Here is a 25,547-nt window from a genome sequence, read left to right on the forward strand (position 1 = left end):
TTCCTCGCCCGATATGACCGTTGTTATAAGCCCTGCGGTAGTTCGCTTTTTATCATGGTCACACACTGTACTGGAGCGGTGTTGTCGGTAGTCAGTGACATAAACATGATAAATAAGGCGGCGGCAATGGTTAAAATCCACGACTCCCGGTGGAATGTTTTCTTCTGGGGACTTTTCTTCCTGTTTTATTATTACAACTGGTCTTCGTGTTTTCTGTTTTTACCCGTCTGGCTGACCCGTATGGTGGGGCTGGATAAAACCCATATCGGTATGGTGTTTTCCTCCTTTGCGGTAGCGGCGATTTGCCTGCAACCCCTGCTGGGCTGGATAACGGACAGGCTGGGGCCAAAGAAATATCTGCTGTGGCTGATCGTCATTCTGATGGTGTTCTTCGCACCGTTTTTTATTTACATCTACACACCACTGCTGAAAAACCATTTCGCCACCGGGCTGGTGGTCGGCGGTCTGTATCTGGGGTTTATCTTCCATGCCGGGTATGGCGCGGTGGAAGCCTTTGTGGAAAAGGTCAGCCGTAACCGGGGCTTTGAATATGGTCGCCCACGGCTGTTCGGCTGTTTTGGTTCGGCGGCCTGCGCCACCATTTCCGGCATCCTGTATGGCATCGATCCGACGTGGATTTACTGGATTGGCTCATCGCTGGCGCTGCTGCTGGTGGTTATCCTGCTGGTTGCCCGTTCAGAGCCACTGGCCGGTATCGAGCCGGAGCATATCCGCCAGCAAAAGGTGAGCGTCGCGGAGTTATTTAAAATCCGCCAGTTCTGGTATTTCACTTTGTATGTGCTGGGTGTGGCCTGTATTTATGACGTGTTCGACCAGCAGTTTATTAATTTCTTTACCCGCTTCTTTGAACAACCGGATCAGGCCGCGCGGGCGTTCGGTTATATAACCACCGCCGGGAATCTCGGCGATGCCGCAGTGATGTTTTTTATTCCGCTGTTAATCAATAAATATATTGGCAGTAAAAATGCACTGCTCATTACCGGCACCATTATGACGATCCGTATTATCGGTTCATCATTTGCCACCGGGCCGGAGCAGGTCTTATTTCTGCGCATGCTGCACAACTTCGAAGTGCCATTTTTGCTGATTGGGATTTTCAAATACATCAGCGACGTTTTTGATACCCGACTGTCCGGCACGATTTATCTGGTGGGCGTGATGTTTATTAAGCAGTCTGCGGCGATTGTGCTGTCCACGGTGGCAGGTCGCCTGTACGACACCATCGGCTTTCACAATACCTACCTGATCCTCGGCTCCATCACTGCCAGCTTTACCCTGCTGTCTGCATTCCTGTTGACCTCAACCCCGCGTCAGAAAACGGCGGCGGCCTGTGCGCCTGCGGCGCCATAACGGAGAAAAAAAAGATGAAACCCAACATTCTGGTGTTTTTCACTGACCAGCAGCGTCACGACACGGTGGGGTGCTATAACCCTGCCGTGAATACTACGCCGGTACTGGATCAGCTTGCCCGTGAGGGAGTGAAGTTTGAAAATGCGTTCACTGTTCAGCCGGTGTGTGGCCCGGCACGTTCCTGTCTACAAACCGGGCGCTACCCGACACAGAACGGCTGTTACCGTAATAACATTGCCATGAAAGAGGACGAGGTGACGCTGGCGAAACTTTTCAACCAGGCTGGTTACGACACGGCTTATATCGGGAAATGGCACCTGGCGGATCTGGATGAAAAACCGGTTCCGGTGGAATTACGCGGTGGCTGGCAACACTGGCTGGCGGCGGATGCGCTGGAACATACGTCGCACCCTTATGGTGGCCACTTTTTTGATAATGACAACCAGCCGGTACATTTCGATGGCTACCGGGTGGATGAGCAGACCACGTTTGCCCTCGATTACCTGCAAAACCGGTCACAGGAGAACCCGTTCCTGCTGTTTATCTCGTATCTGGAGCCCCATTTCCAGAATGATATGGCACGCTTTGTCGCCCCGGATGGCTATGCTGAACGCTATAAAGATGCGGCTGTCCCGCCCGATCTGCTCAACCGCCCCGGTGACTGGCCGGAAAATCTGCCGGATTACTACGGCATGTGCCAGAACCTTGATGAAAATCTGGGGCGCATCGTCGATTACCTGAAGACCAGCGGCCAGTACGACAACACACTTATTCTGTTTTTCAGCGACCACGGCTGCCATTTCCGCACCCGCAATGAGGAATATAAACGCTCCTGTCATGAATCGAGTGTCCGCATCCCCTGTGTGGCGCATGGCCCCGGATTTATCGGCGGTAAAACCGTGGAAAAGCTGGTCTCACTGCTGGATATTCCGGTCACTATGCTCAGTACCGCGGGCATTGGGGTTCCTGAAAGTATGACAGGCCGCGATCTGCACAGGGCTCTGGCAACTGACGACTGGGACCAGGAGATACTGATCCAAATCAGTGAGTCTGAAGTGGGGCGGGCGCTGCGTACCCCGCGCTGGAAATATGAAATTGTCGCGCCTGACAGGGATGCATGGCATGACGCCGGGGCCGTGAACTATGTGGAGAGCAAGCTGTATGATTTGCACATCGATCCGTGGGAGCGCCAGAACCTGGTTGCCGACAGTGAATATGCTGTTGAGCGGGAACAACTGCGTGAGGCCATCGCCAGGAAAATGGTCAGTATCGGCGAGCCTGAACCCATCATCATTCCGGTGGTATAACGCATGACGATGTGGCTGCTTATTGCGCTCTCCCTGTGCGGTGTAGCAACCAGCCTGCTCTCGGCGCTGTTCGGCGTCGGGGGCAGTATTCTGCTGGTGCCGGTACTGCATCTGCTGTTCCCGCACTGTGCCGTACAGGTGCTGGCGGCGACGTCCCTGACGGTGGTGATGTTGAGCGCATTGATGAATGTCTGCGCTTTCTGGCGACAGGGGGTGACGCTCAATCTATCGCTGCTAGTACTGTGGTCTCTGGGGATGGCCGCCGGGATGCAGATGGGGGTATACGCCAGTTTTCTGCTGCCGGATCGCATCATTTTACTGTTGTTTGCGCTGGTTCTGGTGGGACTGGCTTTACGCAGCCTGTACCAGAAGGCCACAACTCCAGAAACGTCCTCGCCAGACAGGCGGACCCGTAATACTGGCCTCTTGCTGTGTACGGCGGGTGGCGCGGTAGCGGGGTTAACCGGACTCGGCGGAGGTTCTGTTCTGGCCCCGCTGATCTCCCAGCTTTCTGGTATTCCGCGCAGGCATATTGCCGTCTACTGCAACGTGATGATGGTGTTTGGCAGTATGGGGACGGTAATCAGTTATCTTTCTCGCCCGCGACCGGAACATATGCAGTTACCGCAGGGTATGCAGCTTGGCTGGATCAATCTGACCATTGTGGCGATGGTGTTTATCAGCGCGCTGCTGTTTCAGCCCGTCAGCATGCGGCTGCGTAGTCGGTTGCCGGAGCAGGCATTGCGCTACGCCTTCACCGGAGTACTGCTGATGATCGCCGCACTGACAGGGTTGACGCTATGAAGCACGCTTTCCATCTGATGGCAAAACCCACAGGTTGGCACTGCAATCTCGCCTGTGACTACTGTTTTTATCTCGGTAAAGGGCAGAACCTGCTCAGTGGCTGTGACGGACAGCGGCATATGTCCGATAAGGTGCTGGAAACGTATATTCGCCAGTACATCGCAGCCTCGCCCGGCTCGGAGGTGAACTTTACCTGGCAGGGTGGTGAACCGATGCTGGCCGGGCTGAATTTTTATCGCCGGGCCGTGGTGCTCCAGCAACGCTATGCCGGGGATAAGCATATTACCAACAGCCTCCAGACGAATGGGATTCTGATTAACGACGAATGGGCGGCATTTCTGGCTCAGCATCGTTTTCTGGTCGGCATATCGCTGGATGGCCCGGTGCATCTGCATAACCATTACCGCAAGACGGGCAGCGGTAAGCCCGTGTATGAGCAGGTGATGGCGGCGCTGGACTGTCTGAAGCGTCACGGTGTGGACGTCAATATCCTGACCGTAGTGAACAACGTGACGGCACAAGCTCCACTGGAAATTTACCGTTTTCTGACGCGTGAAGTGGGGGCTGAATTTCTCCAGTTTATTCCGGTGGTGGAGTATGACGCCCAATGCGGGTTGTTGCCCTGGTCGGTGACGGGGAACGATTACGGGCGATTTATGATTGCCATCTTCGATGAGTGGGTACGCCATGATGTTGGGCGGATATTTGTTCAGCTTTTTGATAATGCGCTGGCGGCGTGGCTGGGTGAAAGTCCTGCGCTGTGCGTGATGCAGCCTACCTGTGGACGCGGACTGGTAGTTGAGCAGAACGGCGATATCTACAGCTGCGATCACTATGTGGATGCAGAACACCGGCTGGGTAATCTGCTACAGCAGCCACTGGAAAAGTTGGTTGTGGGTAAAGCACAACGGCGGTTCGGCCAGCAGAAAGCGCAGCTACCGGATGATTGCCAGCGCTGCCCGTGGCGCTTTGCCTGCCAGGGGGGTTGCCCGAAGCATCGACTACACGAGCGGCTGAATCATCTTTGCGCCGGGTATCGCATGATGTTTAGCCATATGGATCCGTATATGACCTATATGGCGCAGCAGATTCGTATGCAGCAATCTCCGGCTGGGGTGATGTCGGTAGCGAATGACATTGCGTTGCATATTAGTAATAACATGACTGCGACATCACGTGCTGCCATAACTGATAACTTAGCTCTCATGTTAAGGATGAAATTACCGGGTGAAGATTCCCCCGGTTCCTAAGAATGATTAAAATTTAGCGGGTAAATCGTGCTTATTATTAAGTATTTGATTTGTGAATTTTACCATTTTATCAGTCTTAATATTTTTGAAATTATCGTGTATTGTCTCAATGTAATAGCTGAGTTTTTCAGCATGATTAGTATTGTTAAGGTCATCTATGTAAGGTAAAGATTTATTTATAGCATTCTTAACTTCGTTAATAAACGAGAGCCCGGCTTCAATGTCAGAGTAGACGCCATTCCGCATCCTGATATATTCTTGTAGCTGATTATTAATTTGGTCAAAGCGAATATTGGCCATCTTGCTGTCATCTTCTGATTGTACGATCTTTGCCTCGTATTCCTTGATGGACTCTTCGAGGTTTTTTATTTTAGCACTATATTCTATTTCTTTTAATGCGGCTTTTTGTTTTGCATCACGAAGCTCTTTGTCATAGGTGACAGAATCTTCGGCAACTTTTTTAGCAATCAGCTCTGAGGATTTTAATGTCCAGCGAAATATGATTGCCTTTTTATGTATGATTTCGAAGAGGCACTGTACATATGGGTACAAAGCCGCTGCTATACACCCAAACACGATAGGGAATATGATGGAGGTATTCTGTGCTATATAGTTTATTCTGGTATCTACATTTATAGATGTAGAGAACGCATATATAACATCTCGCCAGTTATCAACACAAAATGAGAGTGCTATAAAACCAAAAAAAGAATTATTTATTCTTTGCAAGAAAGCATCTTTAATTGAGCTAAAAGGAGAGTTGTCTTCAAACATATCACCACCAGGAGTACATGAGGAAAGTGGGGATTATATGTTCATCATTTGGCTGATTAAGCACATCAAATGCTATACATAAGGCTTTACTGCTGAGGTGCAATGATACTGTTATCCAGCAATGCCAGTAACTGCACCGGGTGAAGAACATGCAGGCGACGCTGTGAGTCATCCAGTATGCTTGCCTGTCTCAATTCTTTGCTGAACCGTAAAGCGGTTTCAGTCTCACATCCTGCAAACTCGGCTACTTCACGCCACGTCCAGTCATAACCGGGAAAATACTGTGTCAGATACCAGAGGCTGCTCAGTACCCGCTCCCGGCTGCGGTGGCGGGCAATCCATGTCATGCGGTGCTCCGCATCCGCCAGTGAGTTGGCCATCTGTTCAAGTAAATACTGGCGGAAAGCCGGGTAATGCTGCAAAAAAGTCGGCGGGTGGTGCGGCACGATGTGGCATAAACGCGCTTCCTGCATCACCCGTGCGTGGCAGTGATAGCGGGATTTACCGAACAGACCGGTGAAACCAAACCAGCCTTCGCCCTGATACACCCTCACCAGTACCTCTTTGCCGTTATTCAGCGAATGATACAGTCCAATGACCCCGGCCAGCAGGTACCAGAACCCCTGATCCTGCTGTTCCTGCTGGTATAGCAGCGTGCCGCCAGGCCGGGCGACATCACGCAGCATGGCATGATCGGTTAGATCCCGGGGAGTAAAACGTGAACATGGGACGGAAGGAGGCGACAGAAAGGGCAACTCCTGTAAAGGGGGTTTTGTTTCAGCTTCGTACACCTCTTCGCCATCAATCTTAATCAGCTCAATGTGCAGCAGATGGGCTTTCAGACTGACGCCCGTTTCGCCTTTTCGCTGGCCTTGGCTGTAGATAAAGGTATCTGCAGATAAATCGCCGAGGTGGAACTGGATCAGCACCTTGCGTTTTTGTTCACAGATATTGATGTAGCGACGGACCAGCATTTGCGCCTCTTTACCGCTGACGCGGCAATCGAACCAGGTGTGTTCCGCCTCTTGGTCTTCCCCTCTGAGAACGGCAATGTCGCAACACAGGAAAGGTTCGCCTTTCTTTGGTGCCACTTCGCGAATATGATTCAGATAGCCCAGACCGCTGATGTGCAGGTTGAAGTCGTGGGTATCGTTCATGGTGGTTTTCTCCAGATGATGAAGGTGCAGATAATGCCCATGGTGCGGGGAATTTCCCCGCGAGGGTGATTGTCGGGCATTCCGCGATATGCGCCTTCGCGTTTTCAGGAATGCATGGCGGTTTTGTTTGTGTAGCCAGGCTATTTTCACCGGAGTTCTGAGAGCAGGGTATTTTGTATTACAGAGATACGAAAGATTACCGGGTCTTTATATCAGGAGCCGGGCTCGGGTGAGTGCCCGGCTCTGATCGCTCTGGTCAGTTCGACCGTGTGTTAAGCATTAATGGTGCATCAGGCCCCAGTTTCAGCGACGCACATGCAGTACTTACCGTGAGCGGTTTGCCGTGCACCAGTGAGACGGATGTTTTTTCGGGTCTGATGGCAATATTCAGCACCCTATTTTGCCAGGTCAGTCCTTTGATATACACCAGCGACAACGGTGCACCTTCAATAGCCTGTGCTGGCATGAAAGGTGACAGGAAAACGGAATCTTCCCTGAATCTGTAACCGGCAAATCCAAACGGGAAGACCTGCATAAACCCCCCTGAACCGGTCATAAACGGAAAGGCAGGAATAGAATCCTCAACGCTGTTGTTGATTTCTGAGAAGTTATAAAACGGTTCAGACACGAAAGGCGCATAGCTGTCTGAGAAGAACCTGGCAAACTCTGGCATACCGTATTTGGCTGCTGCCACAGCCTCAATGGCTGAGGTCATTGCCGGGCCATTCACACGGGTGACCTTGTCATAATAAACCACGTCGTTTTTCGCGATAGCTTCGTCCATGGCAAACTCCAGCGGATAGCTCATCATCGTGACGTCTGCCTGCTTGATTTCATGGTTTATCTCGTAGCCCCTGTATTCCAGGTGGATGTTATTTGTCGTATCGACAATAGGCCTGGTTAACCCCTGCTGTGCTGCAATCCAGCGTGGTGAAACGGGTTCGCCAGTCAGTCTTGCAGCAGTAATGGCCGATCCCAGCGCGGTGATAGCTGCACTGTTGGTGTAGGCATCTTCATAAACGCCGATGGCATCCTGATCGGGGCCGGTAACAGCCCCCAGTGTCCAGGTGCCGGATGGATTACCATAGATGGAACGCGAAGCATAAAAATCAGCCACCCCTTTTATCAGCGGGAAACCTGTTGTTTTTAGCCAGTGCTTATCGCCGGTGGCGTAGTAATACTGCATTGCTGCCAGGGATATATCGCCCGGCAGATGGATTTCATGCCAGCCGCCATCGCCCGACGCTTTACTGTCTTCAGCCAGCAGGCCAGTGGCGGAGACAGAAGGAAAATACGCACCTTCAGTGGCTTTTAATTTTTCACGATTGTCGATGACATTTTTATACGCCAGGGCCAGGCGCTCCGATCTGAAATCCAGCACCGGTTTGGCCATTTCTGGATGGGCGGTCAGCAACCAGGGGTACATCCAGATCTCTGCATCCCAGAAGACCATGCCACCATAGTTGTCACTGGCTAATCCGCCGGGTGAGAGGCTATTTTTCTGGCCTTCACGGGTGCTTGAATAGAGCTCATATTCTGCGGTATGGATAATTTTTTGCAGCGTCAGATGGGCTTTATCGACGATAACATCACTCTGCCAGAGTTTATCCCATGCGCGAGCGTGGCTGGCTAAAAGAAGGTCGTAAGCGCTGCCTGTTGCGCCCGGTTTGTGGTCCATGGCGTTAAAGGCATTTTCTGCGACCTGGGAGGCCTGTGCGATATGGTTGTCATCGGCAGCAGTTTTCACTTTATTATCAAAGTCTCTGGAAGTGGCCACGCCGACGTATTTGATAAAGGTGTAGGTGCGATGTTCTTCGGGATTAAACTGGTAACGAATACCACTGCGCTGATCCTGATTCATCGCCGTGCCGTTTTTAATCGCCTTCGGCTTATCGATTTTAAAACTCACGGTAGCCAGTTCATTCAGCGTTTCGCTGCGCATCGACATTTCGGCGGTATCCGCCCTGACATTTTGTACTGTATAACTCTGTTTGCCCCGGCGAATGGCTTTCCCGTCGATAAACGCAGCTACGGTCATTGGGCCTTTCCAGTGCAGAGGAATGATATCTAAGCGCACCACGCCAAGATGGTAGTTTTGCTGGTGGGTGAACGTGGTCCATTTTAGTTTTGCCGAATTCCCACTGACGGTTTTCCAGATTAATGAGGTGGTGACCAGCCCGTTTTTCATGTCTACTTTTTGTGAGTAGTCAGACAACTGGTCGCTGGTGAGGGTCATCGGGTCAAACGTTGACTGGTTATCACCCACCGTCAGGGGGGACCAGTTCGGTAGCGCGGAGACATAGTGATAATTTGTCTCCCCTTTGCCGCGGTATCCGGCCACAATGACTGAGGTGTAGCGCGGCCCCTGTAACGATGCGCCAGTGGCATAGGCCGATTTGTCATCCGGTGGCTGGCTACCCACCCAGTACCCGTTGCCTGCTGAGGGCAGACGCAGCCCCATATAACCGTTGGCAACAAAGGGCTGATTTTTAAATGTTTCATGGTACGCGTGGCTCTCTGTTATCCATGACGCAGGATCGGCGGATATTGTATTTTCGGATGGGGAATTATTACCAGTCTGGGCGTAAGTGTAAAATGAGGTAAGAAATAGTATCCCGATTAACCGTGTCTGATATTCTTGATAAAGAGAAATGATATTTCTATCATGGCCATTTCTTTTCATAAGTCCTCCGTTATATGAACAAAATTCCGTATGTTTTTCCTTAAATGCAGGTCATTTTCATGGGGTTATGTACAGACTGCAGTTGACTGTGATTGGTGACAGGTGCTCAGCGGCAGTCATGGTATTGCCGGCAGGGATACAGTGACTGTTTATATTATACCTGCGTTCTTCAGGTGCTTAATGTGCATTCTGTCACGGTAGAGTATTAATCTACATAGTTATAAATAATGGCGTTATTTATTTTTCTTATGTTTCGATTTTACATTTAGTAATGAAATGTATTGTGTGGAAAATATATGTGATGAAGGAAAACATAATAATTAATCTCATTATGAATTATCTCCGATGAGAATGGTTTTTCCATTGGGCAGATTTTGCATTATTACAATATCGTTCTCTCTGAGACAGTGTTTGCCGATGTTACCGGGAAGGTAGATCAGTATGCACAAACTGCACAACGTATCCATCGCTCCCGCTACGTCCGGTTTAAATGATGGCATCAGACGTATTTTTTGAAAGATCCGCCCGTCATGGATACTGCCAGCCCAATCCCTGCCGCCGCTGGTATAAACACATACTCTGGTACAAGAAAAATCGGCACGGCCAGCCACACCAGTCCTGTTGCTATCAAGCTGGATGAATTCATACGCCTGACATGGTGATAAACAAACCCAGACTCATGGCCTGCGTCAAAGCGCCGTAGGTCCTGACAAACCAGATCGCCTGCGAGGCCAATAGCAATCCTGGTTTTAAGTGCTGGAAGACAATAGCTCCTGAGATAGCTTTGCTAGTTTATAAAAAATGCAATAGTTTCACTATTGGTGTGACTATACTAAAATTAATAAACTAACTTAGCCATTCTGTCATGATCTTTTCCAGTTTCTCCAGGGACTGCGCGCGCTTTTTCTCGGACATCCTGCCAATATTGCGCAGCTTCCATTGAACGGCTGGCAAATTCTGAATGTGGGGTTCTGGTGCTAAATTCCAGTCAGGCTCGCCGCGTTTAAATGACCTCAGGAAGTCGAAATCCTGTTGAGTGAAATGCGCTTTCAACGCGCTGAGCATTCTTTCCGGGACCTCTCTTAGCTCTTCCAGTGATACCTCCTCAAAAGTCATACCGCTGAATTCATTTTGAAAGGGTTCGGTAATATCCTTCCAGCGTGGACTAAGCACTTCGGACAATGGGCGATTATGGCTGAGTAAGTAAGCGATAAAACCATTGAATATCGCGCGATCAATTCCTTGTGTATCAAGGAGCATTTTGACGTCGTAGAAATCTCTGGGATGCTGGCGATCTAACGCAGCACATAGCTTGCCGCCGTATAAATCGGGCAGTGAGACTACCGGGATCGCGGCAAAGCCAAATTCTTCCTCCACGGCTTCTACGACGTCGCGTTCTTGCGGAGGATATAGTGTTCCCCGGGCAACTGGCGAGACTTCAATTTTAATTTGCGCGTCGTCAGTGGTGACAATGATGCGCATCTCATCGGGATTATGGGTTTGCAGCACTGCACGGATCCCGGCTTGCGCTTCCAGTTCAGCGGCGATACGGGTGAGTGCTTCTCGCACGTTAGGCAACGCGACCTCTCTGCTTTCCAGCGGGATGTAGGCCAGATCGATATCAACGGACAATCGGGGAAAATCACGGATGAATAAGTTGATCGCCGTTCCGCCTTTCAGCGCAAAACAGGTCTCGTTAGCGACATAGGGTAATGCTCGCACCAGCAGGGCGACCTGGCGGTAGTAGGGGGAGGCTTTATCCATGGCTTATTCCCTTCTTAGTAAAATTTTCGGGCACAGTAATCTGGTATTGCGTGTTCAGCTTGCCATTAACAACGACTTGTCGGTTGCCTGATCCCAGATCGATTTTGCTGGTATCCACGCGTTTGAACCATGCATGTTCATAGAAACTGGCGAAAAACAGATACAGGCGCTTGGTTTGTACGGACTGGCTGAGCGTAAGCAGCTTCTCCACTTTACGTGGGTTGAGATTGACCAGTCCCTGAAAAAGTTCGGCAGCGTGCTCAAATGAGATTTCCTGAGGTACTGCGCTTAACAGCTCATAGGCTGCCAGTTCTGGTACGCTGGCGGTTATTTTTTTCCCTTTAACCTCAAGCTCGGTTCGGTACTTCTCGTCCAGTTGAGGAAGCTTCAGAGTTGATACCATCAGCCACTCAACGCCGGGAAATTCTTTAAACCATTTGGGCAATATCGCTTTGTTTTCAACGCTAAGCCAGCATTGATTCTGCTTAAGCTGCAGGTAATGGGAACGCCCCTGCCAGGAGAGACTACTCAGTCCGGCCAGATGCACTGGCGCTTCAAGCTGACTTTGCAGACACCATAGCGCATCACTCCAGTCTGGTTCTCGTCCTGCGCGCGCATAAACGCCAGCCCGCAGTTTTATTAACCAGCCATTTTGCGCGTATTTAAAGGCCAGAGAAGGCGATATGCTGTTCCGGGTTAGCCAGGATTGCAAAACCAGGCTTCCCGGAGAGGTGTTTTGCAATAGCCAGTTTATTTTTGATGTCATAGATTCACTCAGGGTGTAACTATAATAAGAAAAGTAAACTATTTAGTGAGTAAAAAGTCAATGTATGACGTCTTTCGCAGCATAAATGTTGCCAGCGAGAGTTGTATCCGTTGAGCTGGAAATGATGGCATCAGACGTATTTTTTGAAAGCGCCGCTCGTCATGGATACTGCCAGCCCAATCCCTGCCGCCGTTGGTATAAACACATACTCTGGTACAAGAAAAACCGGCACCGCCAGCCACACTAACCCCGTTGCCGCGAGACTGGAGCCGATCATATGCCTGGCATGGTGATAAACAAACCCGGACTCATGGCCTGCGCCGAATCGCCGTAAGTCGCGCCTTACCAGTCCGTCAATGAGGCCAATAGTAATGGTGAGTGCAAACAGCGGCAGCGCCTGCAACAGAATCGCCAGCCGCAGCAGAAAGGTGAGGGTGACATTAGCCGCAGAAAGTAACGCGTAGCGGATCACCGTGGTGACCTTTTCCGTCCAGAACAACCCACTTTGCCCGTTGAGGGACGCAATCAGCGCCGTGAACCCCTGTTGCAGCTTATCGCTGATAACCGCCAGATCTTCTACTAACCATACTGGTGCGCCAGCAGAGTCCCGCCACCATTGCCATGTTGCCTGCAATATCTGTTCACTATGGCTGGCGCAAGTATTCCGGCAGAAAAACGCATCGCCCAGCCACTCCAGCGCTATCGCCAGCATCCACGCGCCCAGGCAAAAACCAACCAGCACGCCGGGCAGCAATGCGATCCAGCCGAGCAGCCCGGGATGGTGCACGGGTTGTGGCGCATGGTCGGGCATCAGTGCAGCGGCAGCGTAACGTAGCGGCAGAGGAATTGCGCCTCGTGAGCCTCATCCAGTCGTACCTGGAAAATATCGTGTTCATCCTGCGGTGACGTTGCTTCGCGCCATGCCTGAAAGCCCTGTAAATTCATGCGGGCGATAATCTGATCGGGCGTTTCTCCCTGCGTCAGCGCTTCCACCGCCTGTTGCAGAGGAAGAGGCAGCGTTTGCGCAGGCCACATCACTTCAACGCTCACGAGCTGGCGGTGTGTCCGGGGTATCATCGGTCAGTTTCTCCGTGGTTTCGCTGTTGTTCAGCCATAAAATAGGGTCGTTTTTTGCCGTTACAACTGCCTCCGGGCGGTTCCACCATACGGGCGCGCTGTCGTATTGTTTTTCCATATAACGGGTGATTTGCGCGATGTTCTCCGGCATCTGCGGATCGTGCGCTACGTCCGGTAACGGGATACGTAATTTCCAGAGCTGGCCGCCTTCCAGCAAGGCGAACGCCTGACCTTTGGGTAGCTGTACCAGTGAGGCTGGCTCCAGTAGCGGCACCTGTACGCTAGTTACGCGATCCTGAGTGTTGCTGGAAAAACTGATGCCACCCTGAGCGTCGGCGCTGTCGGTGACGCCGGAGCTGACGCTGTTACTGAGCACATCCACCTGCGGCAGTTGCTTGGTCAGCAGTTCGGCTGTGGCGGTTTCTCGCACCCGCATCATGATCAGGCTGTTGAAGTTGCCGACCACCTGGCCTACTTTGGCGCGATCGCCGATGCGGGCTTCGATATCAGAGAGCGTCTGGGTGTAGGCCGTGACCTGCACGCCCGCGCCGCCGCCTTTGTTGATCAGCGGAATAAATTCATCGCCCATCAGTTCGCTGAACTCATCGCAGTGCAGGTTGATTGCCGCTTTTTCTTCCGTCTGTGGCAGACCATCCATCACGCCGTGCTTGTAGATATGCCCGGCGACGCTGACCAGATCGGCAAACATTGAATTGCCAACGGCAGCGGCAATCTCCGCGTCAGACAGCGCATCCAGCCCGACATACACAATCGCCCGCTGGCGAATGGCCTGCTGCCAGTCGAATACCGGACGTGGATCGTTGAGGTCGCCATAGTCCGGGGCCAGCAGTTGCGCGATTTTCCCAGTGGTCAGTTTTTCCAGTAGCGGCAGCAGTGAGGCGACGATCTTGTCGAAATAGGTTTTGTCGTAGCGCACGGCTGAGCGCAGGCCGTCGAGGATGGGGTCATGCAGGCGGGTGGTGGAAAGGTACTGCTCCAGCGCGACGACATAGCTGTCCCGTCCCTGAAGATTACGCGGCGTATTTTTCTCGGTGATGCCTCCGGCAATTCGTACCACTCTGTCCCATGCCTGACGGTCGTGACCGGGCAGGAAGACGCGGGCGTAGTCGATAAACAGTTCGTCGATGTTGATGACGTGACGGGCGATACGGGCATAATCCGGGCGCTGGCCCAGGGCTACAAGGGCGCGGGTGATGATGTTAACGAAGCGCCACGCGAACTCGCGGAAGGCGGCAGAGTTGCCTTCGGTGGAAAGCTGCCCGGCGATTCGGCTGGCAACTTCCGAGATGCGGCCAAAACGTCCGACGGCATTGTAGCGGGCGGAGATCTCCGGCCAGCCGAGATGGAACAGCCAGAAGACGCTTTCCCGCCGGCGCGATGCGCCTCTGCCCATACGCGACGCAGCAGGTCGGCGTCGCCCTTAGGGTCGAAAACGATCACCGTGTCGCCTCGGCGGATATCCTGGGCAATCAGCAACTCTGCCAGCCGGGTTTTGCCGACGCGGGTGGTGCCGAGTACCAGCGTATGCCCTGGTCGGTCGCGCAGCGGCAACGTGACGCGGCCTTCAAGCAGATCCACGCCATGCAGCAACGGATCGCCGCCGCTGGCAGAAGGGCGATCTGTCTGCAACCAGTGTTCACACTGCGGTTGGCGACACAGATACAGCCGCTGGGTATGCATGGGCAGCCAGCGAAAACCGCGACCGAGAAACAATGCGTTGGGCAGGAATGGGATACGGTTGGCAGAGAGCGTCCAGAGCGGCAGATGGCGCACGCGGCGACGAAAGCGCAGGATGCGCACTCCTTGCTTTAGCCGCAGAGCAGACAGTGCAAGCAATTCCAGCGCCAGCAACCAGCCAGAAAGGGGAGTAAGCAGAAACGTCTGCGGGGCGATGACGCACCATGTCGCCGCCAGCAGGGCCGCGCTGGCGCTGTAAAGCTCCACCGCCGGGCGCAGGATAAAATCAAGCCTCACTGTTCCAGCCCCTTGTCGGTGATAAGTACCGGATAGGCGCTGATGGGCAGGTGTTTTGCCATATCGTCGGCGCTGACGGGGAGCAGCGTTAACGTCGGTGCGATGGCCCGCAGGGCATTCAACCGCACCAGCGTGGTGACATTCATGACCAGCCCGGTGGCGTGCAGGGTTTTTAATGTGTCCCGGTGCTGGCGCAGCCATTCTGTGGACAGCGGATCGTCGCCGATTAAAAAAAGTGGCGTCATTCCCGGCAGGTTGAGCGCCAGACGGGGTTGCTGGCCGGGATGCAGATTGTGAGTGATGACTGGCAGTAACCTGGCCTCATCCAGCGCCTGCATGGGAACGGCAGGCCCGGCAATCGCGGCGACAGTAAACAGCAACATGGCTGGAATAAGGTGTTTCATGGCGACGTTCCTGATGCGGAGAGTAACCGGATTTGCTGGCCGATTTTCTGGCGGTAAACGGCTGCGGGTTTGCCTCCGGCGGGATGGTGGTAGCGGGCGGCGGCGTCCAGCCAGCTTCCGGGGGAGGCGTTGTAGTGCTGACGCAGTAGCAGGGCGGTGACGGTGAGATTGTCCGCTGGATTAAAACTGGCGCACAGCGAGGGGAACCATTGCCCGTTCCAGCCGAGATTAATCTGTCCCAGCCCGGCATCGATGCGTTTCAGGTTGTGGGTACGGGCGAAGGTGAGCAATGCCCGGCAGGCTGAAGAACGGCTGGGGTAACGGTAGCCGGTTCCGGCAATATTCAGCGTCCACGGCCATGGATGCAGCCCCTGCGCCAGACGGGTGCCACTTTCCGCGCGGGCCACCGCGTAGAGCAGTTCTGCCGGAACCTGCTGCTGGCGGGCGATTTGCGCATACAGCGGCGGCACGGCGCAGGCATGAGCACTGATGAGCAGGACTATCAGGGGGCAGAAACAGGACGCCATTGTTTCCCCTGTTGTTCCAGCAATAGCGGTAGTTTTCCGCCACCGAGGCGTTGCCAGCGTCCGTTATCGTGATTAAGCGTTATCTGCCCGCGTTCGACCTTGCGCATATCAATATGCTGGCGCTGCGCCCAGCGTTGCAGGCTGGCATCGTTGTTACGGCTGTTGACCAGCCAGATATCCAGCGGACGGTCGTCGTTGATAAGCTTCTGCGCCAGCGTCTCGCAGGCCGGGCATTTTTCGCTGACGAACAGCGCCAGACGACTTCACCGTCGATTTTGACAAGGCCAATATAGAGCAGCCGGGCTTTCAGGCTGACGCCCGTTTCGCCTTTGCTGTAGGTGAACATATCGACGTATAAATCGCCCAACCGGAAGTGGAGTAGCACCTTGCGCTTTTCATTGACCGCCTGCTTGCAGCGGGCAACCAGCTTACGCGCTTCGCTACCGGTGACTTTGCAGTCAAAGCGGACATAGTCCACGTCATCGGCAGCCCCGCTTAATGCGGCAATGTCACAGCATAAAAAGGGTTCGCGGCGTTTTGGGGTGACGGTGCGGACACGGTTAACGTAACCCAGACCGCTGGTGTACAGATTGAAGTAAGTTTTCTCGCTCATAGGATCCTCCCGCGTGACTACACGCGTTACCTGGTGATATGCAGAGTGCATCGGGTGAAAGGGATGCGCCAGGGTGATGCTGCGCAATTAAAAGGATTGTGTATCAGGAACCACGCCTTACGGCGGGTAGCGTGCAGGTTCCGGCTACCGAATAAGCAAGGGGATTTAAACGAGGGGGAAGAGAAATAGCGAGGCGATATTCTGTTTGCTGCACCTTAAATATCGTGTTCCGCACGGAGGCTGTTAAGGTGCAGCGGGTTGAAGAGGTCACTGTTCGCGTAGGGTTACGCGCGATTTCTGCCAGCAGTGTAAATCGCAATAACGGGCGCTTGCGCACAAACGGATCCCGTTGTTATCCGGTGGGCGCCGGAAAAATGCAGGAGGTTCTGGCGGATAGCGAGACGGCTGTCGGCTGGCTATCCGCCCGGAATGATACTGAACAGGAGCGTAAAGGGTGTTTTGCGTGACGGGAGCATCACGAACGCGAACCAGCAAAACATGCCGCGCTGTTGTGTGCATTGAGAGTAATCGCGCAGCCGCTTAGTGTCGCGCTGCAACTCATGTTCTGCGTCAGCGATTTTGTTGCCCCAGATGTAGCTTTTCTGCTTGTTCCATCTTTTCCTGACACTCCCGCGCCTGACGGATGATGAAGGTCAGTACCGACATCTGCATATTGAACACGATGCGATCCCGCTCGATGTCCAGCAAGGCATCTCTGGCGAGTTGCGGGATTTTGGGATCGCCAATCAGATTGCTGAATGCCGGGGTGCCGGATTTGTTGTTCTGCTGGTTACGTCAGCGCAGGAAGTTCGCACCGGAGGGAGCCGGGCCGATGGTGAATATCAGCGGAAGCTGGCGCACGGGGTAGCGTCTGGCGCTCTGGATCAGGCGCTGCATTAATGGCTCCATCATCTCACGCACGCTTCGGGCATTGCTCTCGAGCAGCTCCAGCTCCCCCTTACTCTAAAAAGGCTTTAAAAGGCCTTTTAGTGAGGAGACGTAAGCCAGCATTTTATAGTCTTCATCAGCCAGCGACTGATAGCCGGTTATGGGGTTATTCATCAGCGGTGACTCCGGGATTTTCGGTCTTGCCAGGCAGCGGTAATGAAAACGATGAGCGTAATTTGCCGCTCAGTATCGCTTCCGGTAGCGGGCCTAAACGTTCGATAGCGGCTCTGGCCTGCGGCGTCTCGTCGATAAAGTCCTGACGGGTCAGCCCGGAGCCGTGATATTTCTGCGCCAGACCGAAGGCGCTGCGAATAACCGTTGCGCCATTATTTAACCGGTTGTGCATTTCCCTGCGGGAGATGACGGCGATATGCGAGGCCAGCAGAAGCTGACGAGCGAGCTGGCCGAAATCGGTCAGCAGATAAACACCCTGATAGGCCAGCGGGGCGTTGATAAAAAGCGGAAAGCGGGCGGGTTGCACGTTGAAGCCGTTTTCGATATCGATGCCTTCCGGCAATTCGCTGAACATGGCTTTTGCCTGATCCAGCATCACTTGCATCAACTTACGTGATTGCGCCAGTTTCTCTTCCATACGCAGCATCCACAGATCGGTGTAAGGATCGTTATGCTCAGCGGCGATGCGCATCTGGTTGAGGATTTCGATAAAGCGCGGCATTCCGATGATGGGCGCAGGGTCGTTCTCGGTCGCCCGCCGCCTGGTCCACAGCCGGGTGGCGTTGTGAGTATGAAGCTGAATATGGATTGCACTACGCAGGGGACCCATGTTGAAGGTGTAGTCCGACATATGTGTTTCCTGTTGCGGGTGGGTGTCAGCGCAGAGTGATGGCGTGAGGGGTTGTGAGCAATGGGAAAACGAAAACGCAGGTGAGAAGATTGTTGGACGGAAATTTTGATGCCACTGGCATCACCCTTTTGCCTATTGGTTTTTTATTATCAATAGGCTATCTCCTTTATAAGTCTTGTGATTGAACTTAATTAATCATAGGGAAAAATGTATTTCATGAATTTATAATTTTCATGAGTCAAAAAATAATAATCGAGCGATTTTTATAATATATCGATTGAAAATTAGATCTTTCTCACATAAAACAATCAAGATTGGGTCCATTTTAAGTAGCAAAGAAATTACTGAAAAGTTAATGAAATTGAATTCGGAATCGAATTTTATTTGATGTCTATTAGCTTCTGTTGTGTGTTTGTTCTTTACTTCTTTATTTTCTGAAATTAATTAAAATAAGGACTTGTTATGAATACTTTACTTAGTAAAAATGATCTTAATTTCCTTGTGGATACAATGAATAAACCACGGAAATTGTTATTCAGTACAAACCTTTCATCTAATTCCCCATTGATTTCAGGAGAGATGAGCATACCTGAGCCGGCAAGAGTTGATAGTCAAGGTGATATGGATCCTGATGTTTATAAGAAATGCTCAACTCTTATGAGCGTTTGTGTGAATATGGTGCAGAAGTCATTGACAGATGCTGCAAATATTGCAGGGATTGAACCTTCAGTAGCGCTTAAGAATATAGATGCTTGGGTAGCTGCTTTTGTCGACTTTCCGTTACCTATTTTTACATTTTCAGAAACCCAAACAATGGATTATAAAAAGGATGATTTTGCACTCTCGGCTAATCCTGATGTTGTGGAGTCTATTGTTAACATTAAGAATGTTGCTAACCTTAAAGAAGCGGTCGTAAAAGCCCTGAGGCAATCAGGTGAGAAAGGAAACTTAGCATCCTATAGTAATCAAGATAAAAAATTTACTTATTTTGGTCTTGTTTCTGGATATAAATCTACAGCAATTGAAACGAGAATTGTTAGTTTTCAGATGAATATGAAAAATACTGAAGTGAAATCACTGTGTGGTGGTATACAAAAAACACATCTAGATTCTCATTATGATACCTATATGTTTGTAGCTGATTCGATGATGATGCAGAAGCTTGCTGATAAAATGGGAGATAAACTTGTTGAGTATTTCGCCAAGCAACTTTATACGTTTATAGAGCAATTTTATGAAGAGCAGCTTAAAAATTATAAAAGTACACTCGTAAATATTTTCAAGAAGAAATAGAAATATATTCCTTATAAAAAGCCACATACATTTGATGTGGCTTTTTATAAGTGTCTGATTTTCTAATTGATTAACGGAATGTATAGATTATGTTTATAAGCAAAGGGAATATTGAAAAAGCAATAAATGATGCACTGTTTGAGCTTGTAAAAATTAGAGAGCTAAATGACGGGAAAACCACATGTGGTTCAATTCCTTGTATATCATTTGCAGGGGCAGTATTAGAGTATGCCACAAAAGCAACTGGAAAAACGTATAAGCAAATTGAAATTTCACTGGAGAAATTAAATGGAGGAGAATTTAGTGATTATAAGGACGGTGATTTAGCTAATATTCTTTTGAAATACTGCGACAATCAATATACCCATGCATTTTGCGTTTATTTTGATAGTGATAGTGATAGTGTATTTATTATCCAAACGTATTTGGGGAAAACTGTAGATATCAGTAGGAAGCTCGCGCGAGAAAGGTTTTATGAATTGTGGAAAGCATATGTTGATTTGAAAGGAAGCGATGGGAAAATATTTGAAGACTTGTTTTCTGTAAGAGTTGATTCTCTTGTGAATATATCAGGTTTAATTATCACTAAGGTGGAATATTGACATCATATATAACTCCTCATTATTATTGTAGTGATTAATTATTTTAAGAATGTGTTTGAGGGTGAATTAATGAATTATATATTACACAGAGTGTATTTAGTTGCACTGGTTGTTTTCATATTAATATGCTGGCTTGCATTAAATTTCGCTCATGCCGAAGAGTGTAGACATAAAATTTCAGTGAGAGATAGCGGTCTCTCAAACAAAAATAATAGCTATGGAGGGCATGTTAATCAACATATTTATGGGGCTAAGGAATTACCGGTGGGAAAAGATCAGCTAGATAAAACATTATTTACAAGTATTGATGAGTATACCGGTTTTTGGAATAATTATATAAACGATGATAAGTATACGGGGCCAGGGGTTCAGTGTTCCAGTAATGAGGCGGGGCAAAGAGTTAAAGTTAATGATGTTCTCTCGAAAGACGCTATCGGTGCTTTTTCATGTATGAAAAGTAATGACAGGGGAGAGTGTACGGAAAAAATAAGGAAACAGTTTACTCATGTGCAACTATACTTCGGATATGTCGGAGGTAAATGGATTCTAATTACAGCATATCCTACCAATTAATTATTTATCATGATCGGTGTTTGAGTTTTTTTGAGAGGGTTTGAAACTTGGCAATATTCGTTTTGCTTTGCATATTTTTGTAATTAGAATGAAATAGTTTTAAATGCTCTCATCTCTATTTAAATAAATATTATCCTGTTAATCAAAAATTATAACCAACCTCTATATTCCCGGTCCACGGCGATTCCATCCCATCACCTTTCTCGTAATTGATACTGGCGTAAATATGCGTGTGCGGTGTGAGAGCGGCGCTGATGCCAGCCTGATAACTACCTCTTGTTCCGGCGCCAGACGAACGTCCTGTGAGCAATGGAAAACGAAAACGCAGGCGGGAAGATTGTTGGACGGAAACTTTGATGCCACTGGCATCACCTTTTTACCTATTGGTTGGCGAATATTGATAGGTGTTGGTGTGATTTCAGTGGCATCAATATATGTCACAGTCACCTCGGTGGCGCCAGTCCGTAGGCCTTTGAACAGGCCTCGTCGTGAGGACAGAATTTGTCTACTGTCGTGGGGTCAGTCCATAAATTACTCTGAGATGTCTATTAGACCCGTGGCGGTTCAAACAACTTACCCATGCAGCTCTGGCAACGGGGTTAACCTGCATTAAATACCCCACGATGGCCAGCGCCTGTCTCACAGAAAATTATTCTGTCTTACAAGTAAAATAATTTATTTCATAGTGAGAAAATATGTGAGATTTATGATTGCAATGTTACTCTCCATTTTTAGTTCTGAAAAAAATAAATATTAGTTAAAGACCGAGATCACAATATAGCTCTTATATTTCGGGAGATAATGTACATCTGATTCTGCTTGTAATTTCTGTTATCTCTTAAAGGAGTATATAAATATGCAAAGTGATTTTGATACAAGCCAGACGAACTGGCGTACCAATCTGACTGGTGAACCCGTATCATCAGATGATACTGAACTGATGGCTCAGGTAAGCCAGATGGATGCTGCTGTGTCTAATTCATCCGGCACAGGAATATGGGATACTATGAATACGGATCCTTCCGTTCCCTGGCTATGGGAAGATGCTAAAAATTGGTCCTCAAGTTCGGCTGCAATTACGTTAATGTGGCAAAATATCCGAAAAATGGCAGTACAGGAGCAAACCACTGCCTCTGCTTTTTATCTCTCAGTTCAGCTTCAGGCTGCCATCATTTATGCTGTCGACTGGGTAAATCTGCATTGCTACAATACCACTATTGCGCAGGAATATGATAACTGGTGGGACTGGGAAATTGGTTCACCTGAAGCGTTGAACGATCTTCTGTGCCTGTCGTCCACATACCTCCCATCTACTTTAAATTCGGCATGTATTGCAGCAATTAATTATTTTGTTCCCGATCCGACTGTGCGTAAGGCCAGCGGTGTGGCGGAAACTGGCGCGAACCTGCTCGATAAATGCTTCATTGCGATGCTGAGCGGTATTTTGTCGCAGGATAACAACAGGGTGCAGCAGGGCCTGGCCGATGCTGGCAGTGTATATGAGTATGTCACCGATGGGGATGGGTATTATCATGATGGGTCATTTATTCAGCATACCAACGTGCCGTATACCGGAGGTTATGGTGAGGTTTTGCTGAGCAGAACTCGTGATATTTTCATTCTTTTAACGAATACATCCTGGATTGGTTCTCTGGAAAATGTCGAAAATATTTATAAATTTATCCCTGAGACTTATGCTCCTACATTATACAGTGACATTGATTTTGATATGACCCGTGGTCGGGGGATCAGCCGTGAAACATCACCGGCGCATAGCGTGGCTCGGGTACTTTTATATGATATTTATTTTATTTCCGGAAGGAATACCTCAACGGATTATCAGCATAAATGGGAAACATTTGTCAAAAGCGCCATCAGTTCTGATAAGTTCTACACAGATTATTATAGTGATTTGTCGATCTCCCAAATCCAGACGCTGAGAGATTTGATGAATAACCCGGATGTTCCTGTTGAAAATGACAACCGGAATGAAAATAAAATGATGGCTTCCATGTGCCAGATGATTCATCAGAAGGGGAGCTTTGCCTGTGGACTCAGTTTATTCTCTCATAAGATTACTGCATTTGAATATGGAAATGGCGAGAACAAGCAGGGATGGTATACGGGCACGGGAATGTTATACGTTTATAATGCTGACAGTACTCAGTTTGATGAGAATTACTGGCCGACGGTTAATATGTTACGGCTTCCGGGGACGTTAACCGATGGGCAGAGTGGTGTTCTGGCTGACTGGCAACTTTATCCAAATTCCGATGAACGTAACTGGAGTGGCGGTGTCAGTAATGGGATAACAGGACATGCCAGTCTTATTTACAATCTTGAAGGCGTAACAGGCAGCTCACTGTCAGCTGTAAAATCATGGTTCATGTTGGACGATCAGATTATTGCTCTTGTGGCTGGAATTAGCGGTTCAGACTCTGCCCCGGTTGAGTCAATTATTGAAAACAGGCAGCTCAGCGATACTGAAACGCAGACCCTCCAGGTAAACGGCATCACTGTTCCTGCGTCAACAATGCAACCATTTGATAATGCCACCTTTGCTACTTTAACTGATGAGGTGAATCAGGCTCCCCTCGGATATGTTTTTTTTGAACCTGTTCCCCTCATAGCCGAAAATGTGTCCAGAAGTGGAGCATGGCAATGGGTCAATGATGAAGGCAGTGAGACAGTTGTCACACAACAGTACGCTACGCTCAGTGTTCCTCATGGAGAGCAACCCATGGGACAGAGGATCGCTTACGCTATTTTACCGAACTACTCACCTGAACAGACGCAGAACTATCAGGCCAGCCCACCGGTCCGCATCATTAATAATGATGAAAGTAATCAGGCGATTGCTTTAACAGATCGTTCTTTATGGGGAGGAAATTTTTATCAGCCTGGAAAGCTTGAGTTTGTTCAGGCCACTACATCTGGCGCCATACTCATTCAGCAGGCCGACGATGAATGTATTATGGCCTTTTCTGACCCAACACAAAGTCTCTCAGAAATACAATTTATTCTAAGCGATCTGTCTGTCAGCACCGTTGTCAGCAAATCGCCAGAAATTCAGATTGTATTTGATGAAGATGCCCGGACACTCAGCGTGACTATGGATACATCGTCGATGAACGGGGCATCCGGTCAGCTTGTTATGCGCTAGTGCCAGTTATTTCATTGGGGCCTCAATCGCTTTTTACAGGCCCCGGTTATCTTAGTCTCCGGTTTCACTCTGTCCTGAAGTTTTCAGCACCAGTTCTGTTATTCGGCTGGCTGAAATTCAGATACCGCTACCTTCATAAGCGCCCATATTGGGGGATTTATCTGGAGAAACAGGATTGCCATAATAATCGTAACCACCATTATCCTTAATTAAAATACCCTGGGCGATAACGGGGGAACCTGATCTGAGTTTAAAACCGTTTACATCGGACTCATCCACTCCAGCGAACAACGGGTCGGATGACATTCCACCAGGATGGACGACACCATCAGGATTTGGTGGTGGCGGAGCTACACCAAGAAAGTCATTATTGAAGAAACTCAGCGTCTGGTTTCCACCCTGAGCAATGGACATTTCTGGCCCATTATTTTGCACAATATTATTTCGCCAACTAATACTGACATTAGTAGCACCATCGTTCTGGAAAAAAATAACCGAATCAGACCCGTCATGCCAGATGCTGTTATTGTAAACCTGCGCATCATTAATGCTGCCAGCACACATTTGAAACAGACGCGCTTTGTCATTATAACTCAGGTTATAACGCATTATTGTACCATTCGTTACTGCACCTGAATATGGGCAAATAAGTAATAAACCACCGTTATTACTATGGCTGTAGTTATACTCGAATACCGTATTTATTGAGCCGCCATCAGCATCAAATGACATTCCATCGTGAGCGTTACCGCCGCCGGAGACATCATTATATTCGACACGGGAGTTATTGGTGTTGAAAGTCCAGATACCTGCATTGTTCTCCTGCGAACGAAGCTGAAAACCAGCTAAAAGATTGTGGCTTATTACCGCGCCTTCGGTAGTGTCGATTTTCATACCATCCCCGGCAATTGATTTTAGCGTATTCCCTTTTATCAGAACGGCTGTACTGGGGGTCCATGGGCCGATGCCTGATGTATCCTGAGCACCAACTTCCGGGCGTTTGTTCCACAGTGATTTAAAGTAAATTCCCTCTCTGTCCACATCATAAATCGTGTTGTTCAGGATTTGCAGGTTGTCATACCAGGAAGGTCGTTGCTCGCCGCTGACTGAGATTAATATTCCGGCTGAACCGGTCAGCGATTTGGTATCACCGCCCCGCACATTGTGGATCGTAAGGTTGCGTAGGATGATATTTCTGGCTTCCCCGATGTCACTGAGATTAATTTGAACCCCGTTACGTTCACTACCGGGTTGACTGGCATTGACTATTTCCAGTCCCTCCAGTGTTACACCCGGAAAATTGGTTAGCAGTACAGCATCATGGCTGCCGTTGCCATCAATCACGGGTTGTGGAAGTGATTCATCTCCCCAGACGCCTATTGTTACAGGCACATTGTCATCACCGTGGCCTGACGGATGTAATTGTCCTGAACATGTTTTCCCTCGCTGGAACAGAAGGCTGTCGCCGGGGATCAGTGCGACAGTGTTGGCCTGAGTCAACGAAGTCCAGGGAGAGATCTGCGTTCCTTCGCCCGAGGGAACGCCTGAAGCATTGCAGGAAATATAATAATCGGCAGCTTGTACCGTGCCAGAGTAGATCACTGCAATACCACTCAGACACAACATGCATAGAACAGATTTTTTTATTTTCATTGGCTACGCTCTTTCATG

22 protein-coding genes and 3 pseudogenes are annotated in these 25,547 nt (G+C 49.6%); 8 read left to right on the forward strand and 17 right to left on the reverse strand.

Features of this window, described 5'->3' with window-relative positions:
- Window positions 1–126 precede the first annotated feature (126 nt).
- The 4 genes from ACLW56_RS01855 to ACLW56_RS01870 are packed head-to-tail and all read left to right on the forward strand — an operon-like array spanning window position 127 to window position 4,732.
- A complete protein-coding gene (locus ACLW56_RS01855; protein WP_330982371.1) occupies window positions 127–1,371 on the forward strand; it encodes an oligosaccharide MFS transporter in 1,245 nt (414 codons plus the stop codon).
- A 14-nt stretch (window positions 1,372–1,385) separates the two neighbouring features.
- Window positions 1,386–2,678, forward strand: a complete 1,293-nt coding sequence (locus ACLW56_RS01860; RefSeq protein ID WP_330982126.1) for a sulfatase-like hydrolase/transferase — start codon at window positions 1,386–1,388, stop codon at window positions 2,676–2,678.
- Window positions 2,679–2,681: 3 nt separating this feature from the next.
- A complete protein-coding gene (locus ACLW56_RS01865) occupies window positions 2,682–3,482 on the forward strand; it encodes a sulfite exporter TauE/SafE family protein (RefSeq protein ID WP_330982127.1) in 801 nt (266 codons plus the stop codon).
- Window positions 3,479–4,732 carry an anaerobic sulfatase maturase gene (locus ACLW56_RS01870; RefSeq protein WP_330982128.1) on the forward strand — a complete coding sequence of 418 codons (1,254 nt, stop codon included), beginning with the start codon at window positions 3,479–3,481 and terminating at the stop codon, window positions 4,730–4,732. Before ACLW56_RS01865 ends, ACLW56_RS01870 begins: the two co-directional genes overlap by 4 nt.
- A gap of 6 nt (window positions 4,733–4,738) precedes the next feature.
- Here the strand turns inward: ACLW56_RS01870 and ACLW56_RS01875 are convergent, their stop codons facing one another.
- From ACLW56_RS01875 to ACLW56_RS01945, 15 genes and pseudogenes are all read right to left on the reverse strand, one after another.
- Window positions 4,739–5,506 carry a hypothetical protein gene (locus ACLW56_RS01875; RefSeq protein ID WP_330982129.1) on the reverse strand — a complete coding sequence of 256 codons (768 nt, stop codon included), beginning with the start codon at window positions 5,504–5,506 and terminating at the stop codon, window positions 4,739–4,741.
- 86 nt (window positions 5,507–5,592) lie between these two features.
- On the reverse strand, window positions 5,593–6,663 hold the full coding sequence (locus ACLW56_RS01880) for an STY4534 family ICE replication protein (protein WP_415377470.1): 1,071 nt from the start codon (window positions 6,661–6,663) through the stop codon (window positions 5,593–5,595).
- Between the two features lie 256 nt (window positions 6,664–6,919).
- Window positions 6,920–9,346 carry a hypothetical protein gene (locus ACLW56_RS01885; RefSeq protein ID WP_330982130.1) on the reverse strand — a complete coding sequence of 809 codons (2,427 nt, stop codon included), beginning with the start codon at window positions 9,344–9,346 and terminating at the stop codon, window positions 6,920–6,922.
- A 499-nt stretch (window positions 9,347–9,845) separates the two neighbouring features.
- Window positions 9,846–10,109: pseudogene (locus ACLW56_RS01890) on the reverse strand (DUF4400 domain-containing protein); the annotation flags it as partial.
- 83 nt (window positions 10,110–10,192) lie between these two features.
- On the reverse strand, window positions 10,193–11,110 hold the full coding sequence (locus ACLW56_RS01895; protein WP_330982131.1) for a nucleotidyl transferase AbiEii/AbiGii toxin family protein: 918 nt from the start codon (window positions 11,108–11,110) through the stop codon (window positions 10,193–10,195).
- Complete coding sequence (locus tag ACLW56_RS01900) at window positions 11,103–11,876, reverse strand: type IV toxin-antitoxin system AbiEi family antitoxin (RefSeq protein ID WP_330982132.1); 774 nt, start codon at window positions 11,874–11,876, stop codon at window positions 11,103–11,105. Before ACLW56_RS01900 ends, ACLW56_RS01895 begins: the two co-directional genes overlap by 8 nt.
- A 130-nt stretch (window positions 11,877–12,006) precedes the next feature.
- The gene (locus ACLW56_RS01905; protein WP_330982133.1) at window positions 12,007–12,687 is read right to left on the reverse strand and encodes a TIGR03747 family integrating conjugative element membrane protein; all 681 of its coding nucleotides are present in this window, start codon (window positions 12,685–12,687) and stop codon (window positions 12,007–12,009) included.
- Window positions 12,687–12,953 carry a hypothetical protein gene (locus tag ACLW56_RS01910; RefSeq protein ID WP_330982134.1) on the reverse strand — a complete coding sequence of 89 codons (267 nt, stop codon included), beginning with the start codon at window positions 12,951–12,953 and terminating at the stop codon, window positions 12,687–12,689. Before ACLW56_RS01910 ends, ACLW56_RS01905 begins: the two co-directional genes overlap by 1 nt.
- Window positions 12,916–14,948 (reverse strand): annotated as a pseudogene (traD, locus tag ACLW56_RS01915) (type IV conjugative transfer system coupling protein TraD). The gene ACLW56_RS01910 and the pseudogene traD overlap by 38 nt, the downstream one beginning before the upstream one ends.
- The gene (locus tag ACLW56_RS01920) at window positions 14,945–15,352 is read right to left on the reverse strand and encodes an integrating conjugative element protein (RefSeq protein WP_330982135.1); all 408 of its coding nucleotides are present in this window, start codon (window positions 15,350–15,352) and stop codon (window positions 14,945–14,947) included. The pseudogene traD and the gene ACLW56_RS01920 overlap by 4 nt, the downstream one beginning before the upstream one ends.
- The gene (locus ACLW56_RS01925; RefSeq protein ID WP_330982137.1) at window positions 15,349–15,879 is read right to left on the reverse strand and encodes a transglycosylase; all 531 of its coding nucleotides are present in this window, start codon (window positions 15,877–15,879) and stop codon (window positions 15,349–15,351) included. The genes ACLW56_RS01920 and ACLW56_RS01925 overlap by 4 nt, the downstream gene beginning before the upstream one ends.
- Window positions 15,855–15,986: a hypothetical protein gene (locus ACLW56_RS01930; protein ID WP_415377472.1), complete on the reverse strand. Its 132-nt coding sequence runs from the start codon at window positions 15,984–15,986 to the stop codon at window positions 15,855–15,857. Before ACLW56_RS01930 ends, ACLW56_RS01925 begins: the two co-directional genes overlap by 25 nt.
- Window positions 15,959–16,492 (reverse strand): STY4534 family ICE replication protein, encoded by a 534-nt coding sequence (locus tag ACLW56_RS01935; RefSeq protein ID WP_415377474.1) that lies wholly within the window; start codon window positions 16,490–16,492, stop codon window positions 15,959–15,961. The genes ACLW56_RS01930 and ACLW56_RS01935 overlap by 28 nt, the downstream gene beginning before the upstream one ends.
- A gap of 570 nt (window positions 16,493–17,062) precedes the next feature.
- Window positions 17,063–17,557, reverse strand: a pseudogene (locus ACLW56_RS01940) (DUF3158 family protein).
- The gene (locus ACLW56_RS01945; RefSeq protein WP_330982139.1) at window positions 17,547–18,245 is read right to left on the reverse strand and encodes a PFL_4669 family integrating conjugative element protein; all 699 of its coding nucleotides are present in this window, start codon (window positions 18,243–18,245) and stop codon (window positions 17,547–17,549) included. Before ACLW56_RS01945 ends, ACLW56_RS01940 begins: the two are co-directional and overlap by 11 nt.
- Before the next feature lie 462 nt (window positions 18,246–18,707).
- On the opposite strand from ACLW56_RS01945, the gene ACLW56_RS01950 reads away from it, so the two are divergent.
- From ACLW56_RS01950 to ACLW56_RS01960, 3 genes are all read left to right on the forward strand, one after another.
- Window positions 18,708–19,538: a hypothetical protein gene (locus tag ACLW56_RS01950; RefSeq protein ID WP_330982140.1), complete on the forward strand. Its 831-nt coding sequence runs from the start codon at window positions 18,708–18,710 to the stop codon at window positions 19,536–19,538.
- An 89-nt stretch (window positions 19,539–19,627) separates the two neighbouring features.
- The gene (locus ACLW56_RS01955; RefSeq protein WP_330982141.1) at window positions 19,628–20,140 is read left to right on the forward strand and encodes a hypothetical protein; all 513 of its coding nucleotides are present in this window, start codon (window positions 19,628–19,630) and stop codon (window positions 20,138–20,140) included.
- 69 nt (window positions 20,141–20,209) lie between these two features.
- Window positions 20,210–20,713 carry a hypothetical protein gene (locus ACLW56_RS01960; protein ID WP_330982142.1) on the forward strand — a complete coding sequence of 168 codons (504 nt, stop codon included), beginning with the start codon at window positions 20,210–20,212 and terminating at the stop codon, window positions 20,711–20,713.
- A gap of 142 nt (window positions 20,714–20,855) precedes the next feature.
- Here the strand turns inward: ACLW56_RS01960 and ACLW56_RS01965 are convergent, their stop codons facing one another.
- Window positions 20,856–21,023, reverse strand: coding sequence for an autotransporter outer membrane beta-barrel domain-containing protein (locus ACLW56_RS01965; RefSeq protein WP_330982144.1), 168 nt, complete (start codon window positions 21,021–21,023; stop codon window positions 20,856–20,858).
- 546 nt (window positions 21,024–21,569) lie between these two features.
- On the opposite strand from ACLW56_RS01965, the gene ACLW56_RS01970 reads away from it, so the two are divergent.
- Window positions 21,570–23,876, forward strand: coding sequence for a polysaccharide lyase 8 family protein (locus ACLW56_RS01970; RefSeq protein ID WP_330982145.1), 2,307 nt, complete (start codon window positions 21,570–21,572; stop codon window positions 23,874–23,876).
- Window positions 23,877–23,993: 117 nt separating this feature from the next.
- Here the strand turns inward: ACLW56_RS01970 and ACLW56_RS01975 are convergent, their stop codons facing one another.
- Complete coding sequence (locus ACLW56_RS01975) at window positions 23,994–25,529, reverse strand: right-handed parallel beta-helix repeat-containing protein (RefSeq protein ID WP_330982146.1); 1,536 nt, start codon at window positions 25,527–25,529, stop codon at window positions 23,994–23,996.
- Window positions 25,530–25,547: the final 18 nt, after the last annotated feature.

Source organism: Pantoea sp. sgz302252 (genome assembly GCF_047713085.1).
GTDB lineage: Bacteria > Pseudomonadota > Gammaproteobacteria > Enterobacterales > Enterobacteriaceae > Scandinavium.

What these genes read in the sequence shown, in the direction of transcription:
- ACLW56_RS01975 (WP_330982146.1), bottom strand. Translation starts at nt 25,529, where the DNA reads ATGAAAATAAAAAAATCTGTTCTATGCATGTTGTGTCTGAGTGGTATT.
- ACLW56_RS01935 (WP_415377474.1), bottom strand. Translation starts at nt 16,492, where the DNA reads ATGAGCGAGAAAACTTACTTCAATCTGTACACCAGCGGTCTGGGTTAC.
- ACLW56_RS01945 (WP_330982139.1), bottom strand. Translation starts at nt 18,245, where the DNA reads ATGTCGGACTACACCTTCAACATGGGTCCCCTGCGTAGTGCAATCCAT.
- ACLW56_RS01920 (WP_330982135.1), bottom strand. Translation starts at nt 15,352, where the DNA reads ATGAAACACCTTATTCCAGCCATGTTGCTGTTTACTGTCGCCGCGATT.
- ACLW56_RS01865 (WP_330982127.1), top strand. Translation starts at nt 2,682, where the DNA reads ATGACGATGTGGCTGCTTATTGCGCTCTCCCTGTGCGGTGTAGCAACC.
- ACLW56_RS01885 (WP_330982130.1), bottom strand. Translation starts at nt 9,346, where the DNA reads ATGAAAAGAAATGGCCATGATAGAAATATCATTTCTCTTTATCAAGAA.
- ACLW56_RS01870 (WP_330982128.1), top strand. Translation starts at nt 3,479, where the DNA reads ATGAAGCACGCTTTCCATCTGATGGCAAAACCCACAGGTTGGCACTGC.
- ACLW56_RS01895 (WP_330982131.1), bottom strand. Translation starts at nt 11,110, where the DNA reads ATGGATAAAGCCTCCCCCTACTACCGCCAGGTCGCCCTGCTGGTGCGA.
- ACLW56_RS01880 (WP_415377470.1), bottom strand. Translation starts at nt 6,663, where the DNA reads ATGAACGATACCCACGACTTCAACCTGCACATCAGCGGTCTGGGCTAT.
- ACLW56_RS01905 (WP_330982133.1), bottom strand. Translation starts at nt 12,687, where the DNA reads ATGCCCGACCATGCGCCACAACCCGTGCACCATCCCGGGCTGCTCGGC.
- ACLW56_RS01970 (WP_330982145.1), top strand. Translation starts at nt 21,570, where the DNA reads ATGCAAAGTGATTTTGATACAAGCCAGACGAACTGGCGTACCAATCTG.
- ACLW56_RS01860 (WP_330982126.1), top strand. Translation starts at nt 1,386, where the DNA reads ATGAAACCCAACATTCTGGTGTTTTTCACTGACCAGCAGCGTCACGAC.
- ACLW56_RS01955 (WP_330982141.1), top strand. Translation starts at nt 19,628, where the DNA reads ATGTTTATAAGCAAAGGGAATATTGAAAAAGCAATAAATGATGCACTG.
- ACLW56_RS01910 (WP_330982134.1), bottom strand. Translation starts at nt 12,953, where the DNA reads ATGATACCCCGGACACACCGCCAGCTCGTGAGCGTTGAAGTGATGTGG.
- ACLW56_RS01855 (WP_330982371.1), top strand. Translation starts at nt 127, where the DNA reads ATGGTTAAAATCCACGACTCCCGGTGGAATGTTTTCTTCTGGGGACTT.
- ACLW56_RS01950 (WP_330982140.1), top strand. Translation starts at nt 18,708, where the DNA reads ATGAATACTTTACTTAGTAAAAATGATCTTAATTTCCTTGTGGATACA.
- ACLW56_RS01900 (WP_330982132.1), bottom strand. Translation starts at nt 11,876, where the DNA reads ATGACATCAAAAATAAACTGGCTATTGCAAAACACCTCTCCGGGAAGC.
- ACLW56_RS01875 (WP_330982129.1), bottom strand. Translation starts at nt 5,506, where the DNA reads ATGTTTGAAGACAACTCTCCTTTTAGCTCAATTAAAGATGCTTTCTTG.
- ACLW56_RS01930 (WP_415377472.1), bottom strand. Translation starts at nt 15,986, where the DNA reads ATGCGCAAGGTCGAACGCGGGCAGATAACGCTTAATCACGATAACGGA.
- ACLW56_RS01960 (WP_330982142.1), top strand. Translation starts at nt 20,210, where the DNA reads ATGAATTATATATTACACAGAGTGTATTTAGTTGCACTGGTTGTTTTC.
- ACLW56_RS01925 (WP_330982137.1), bottom strand. Translation starts at nt 15,879, where the DNA reads ATGGCGTCCTGTTTCTGCCCCCTGATAGTCCTGCTCATCAGTGCTCAT.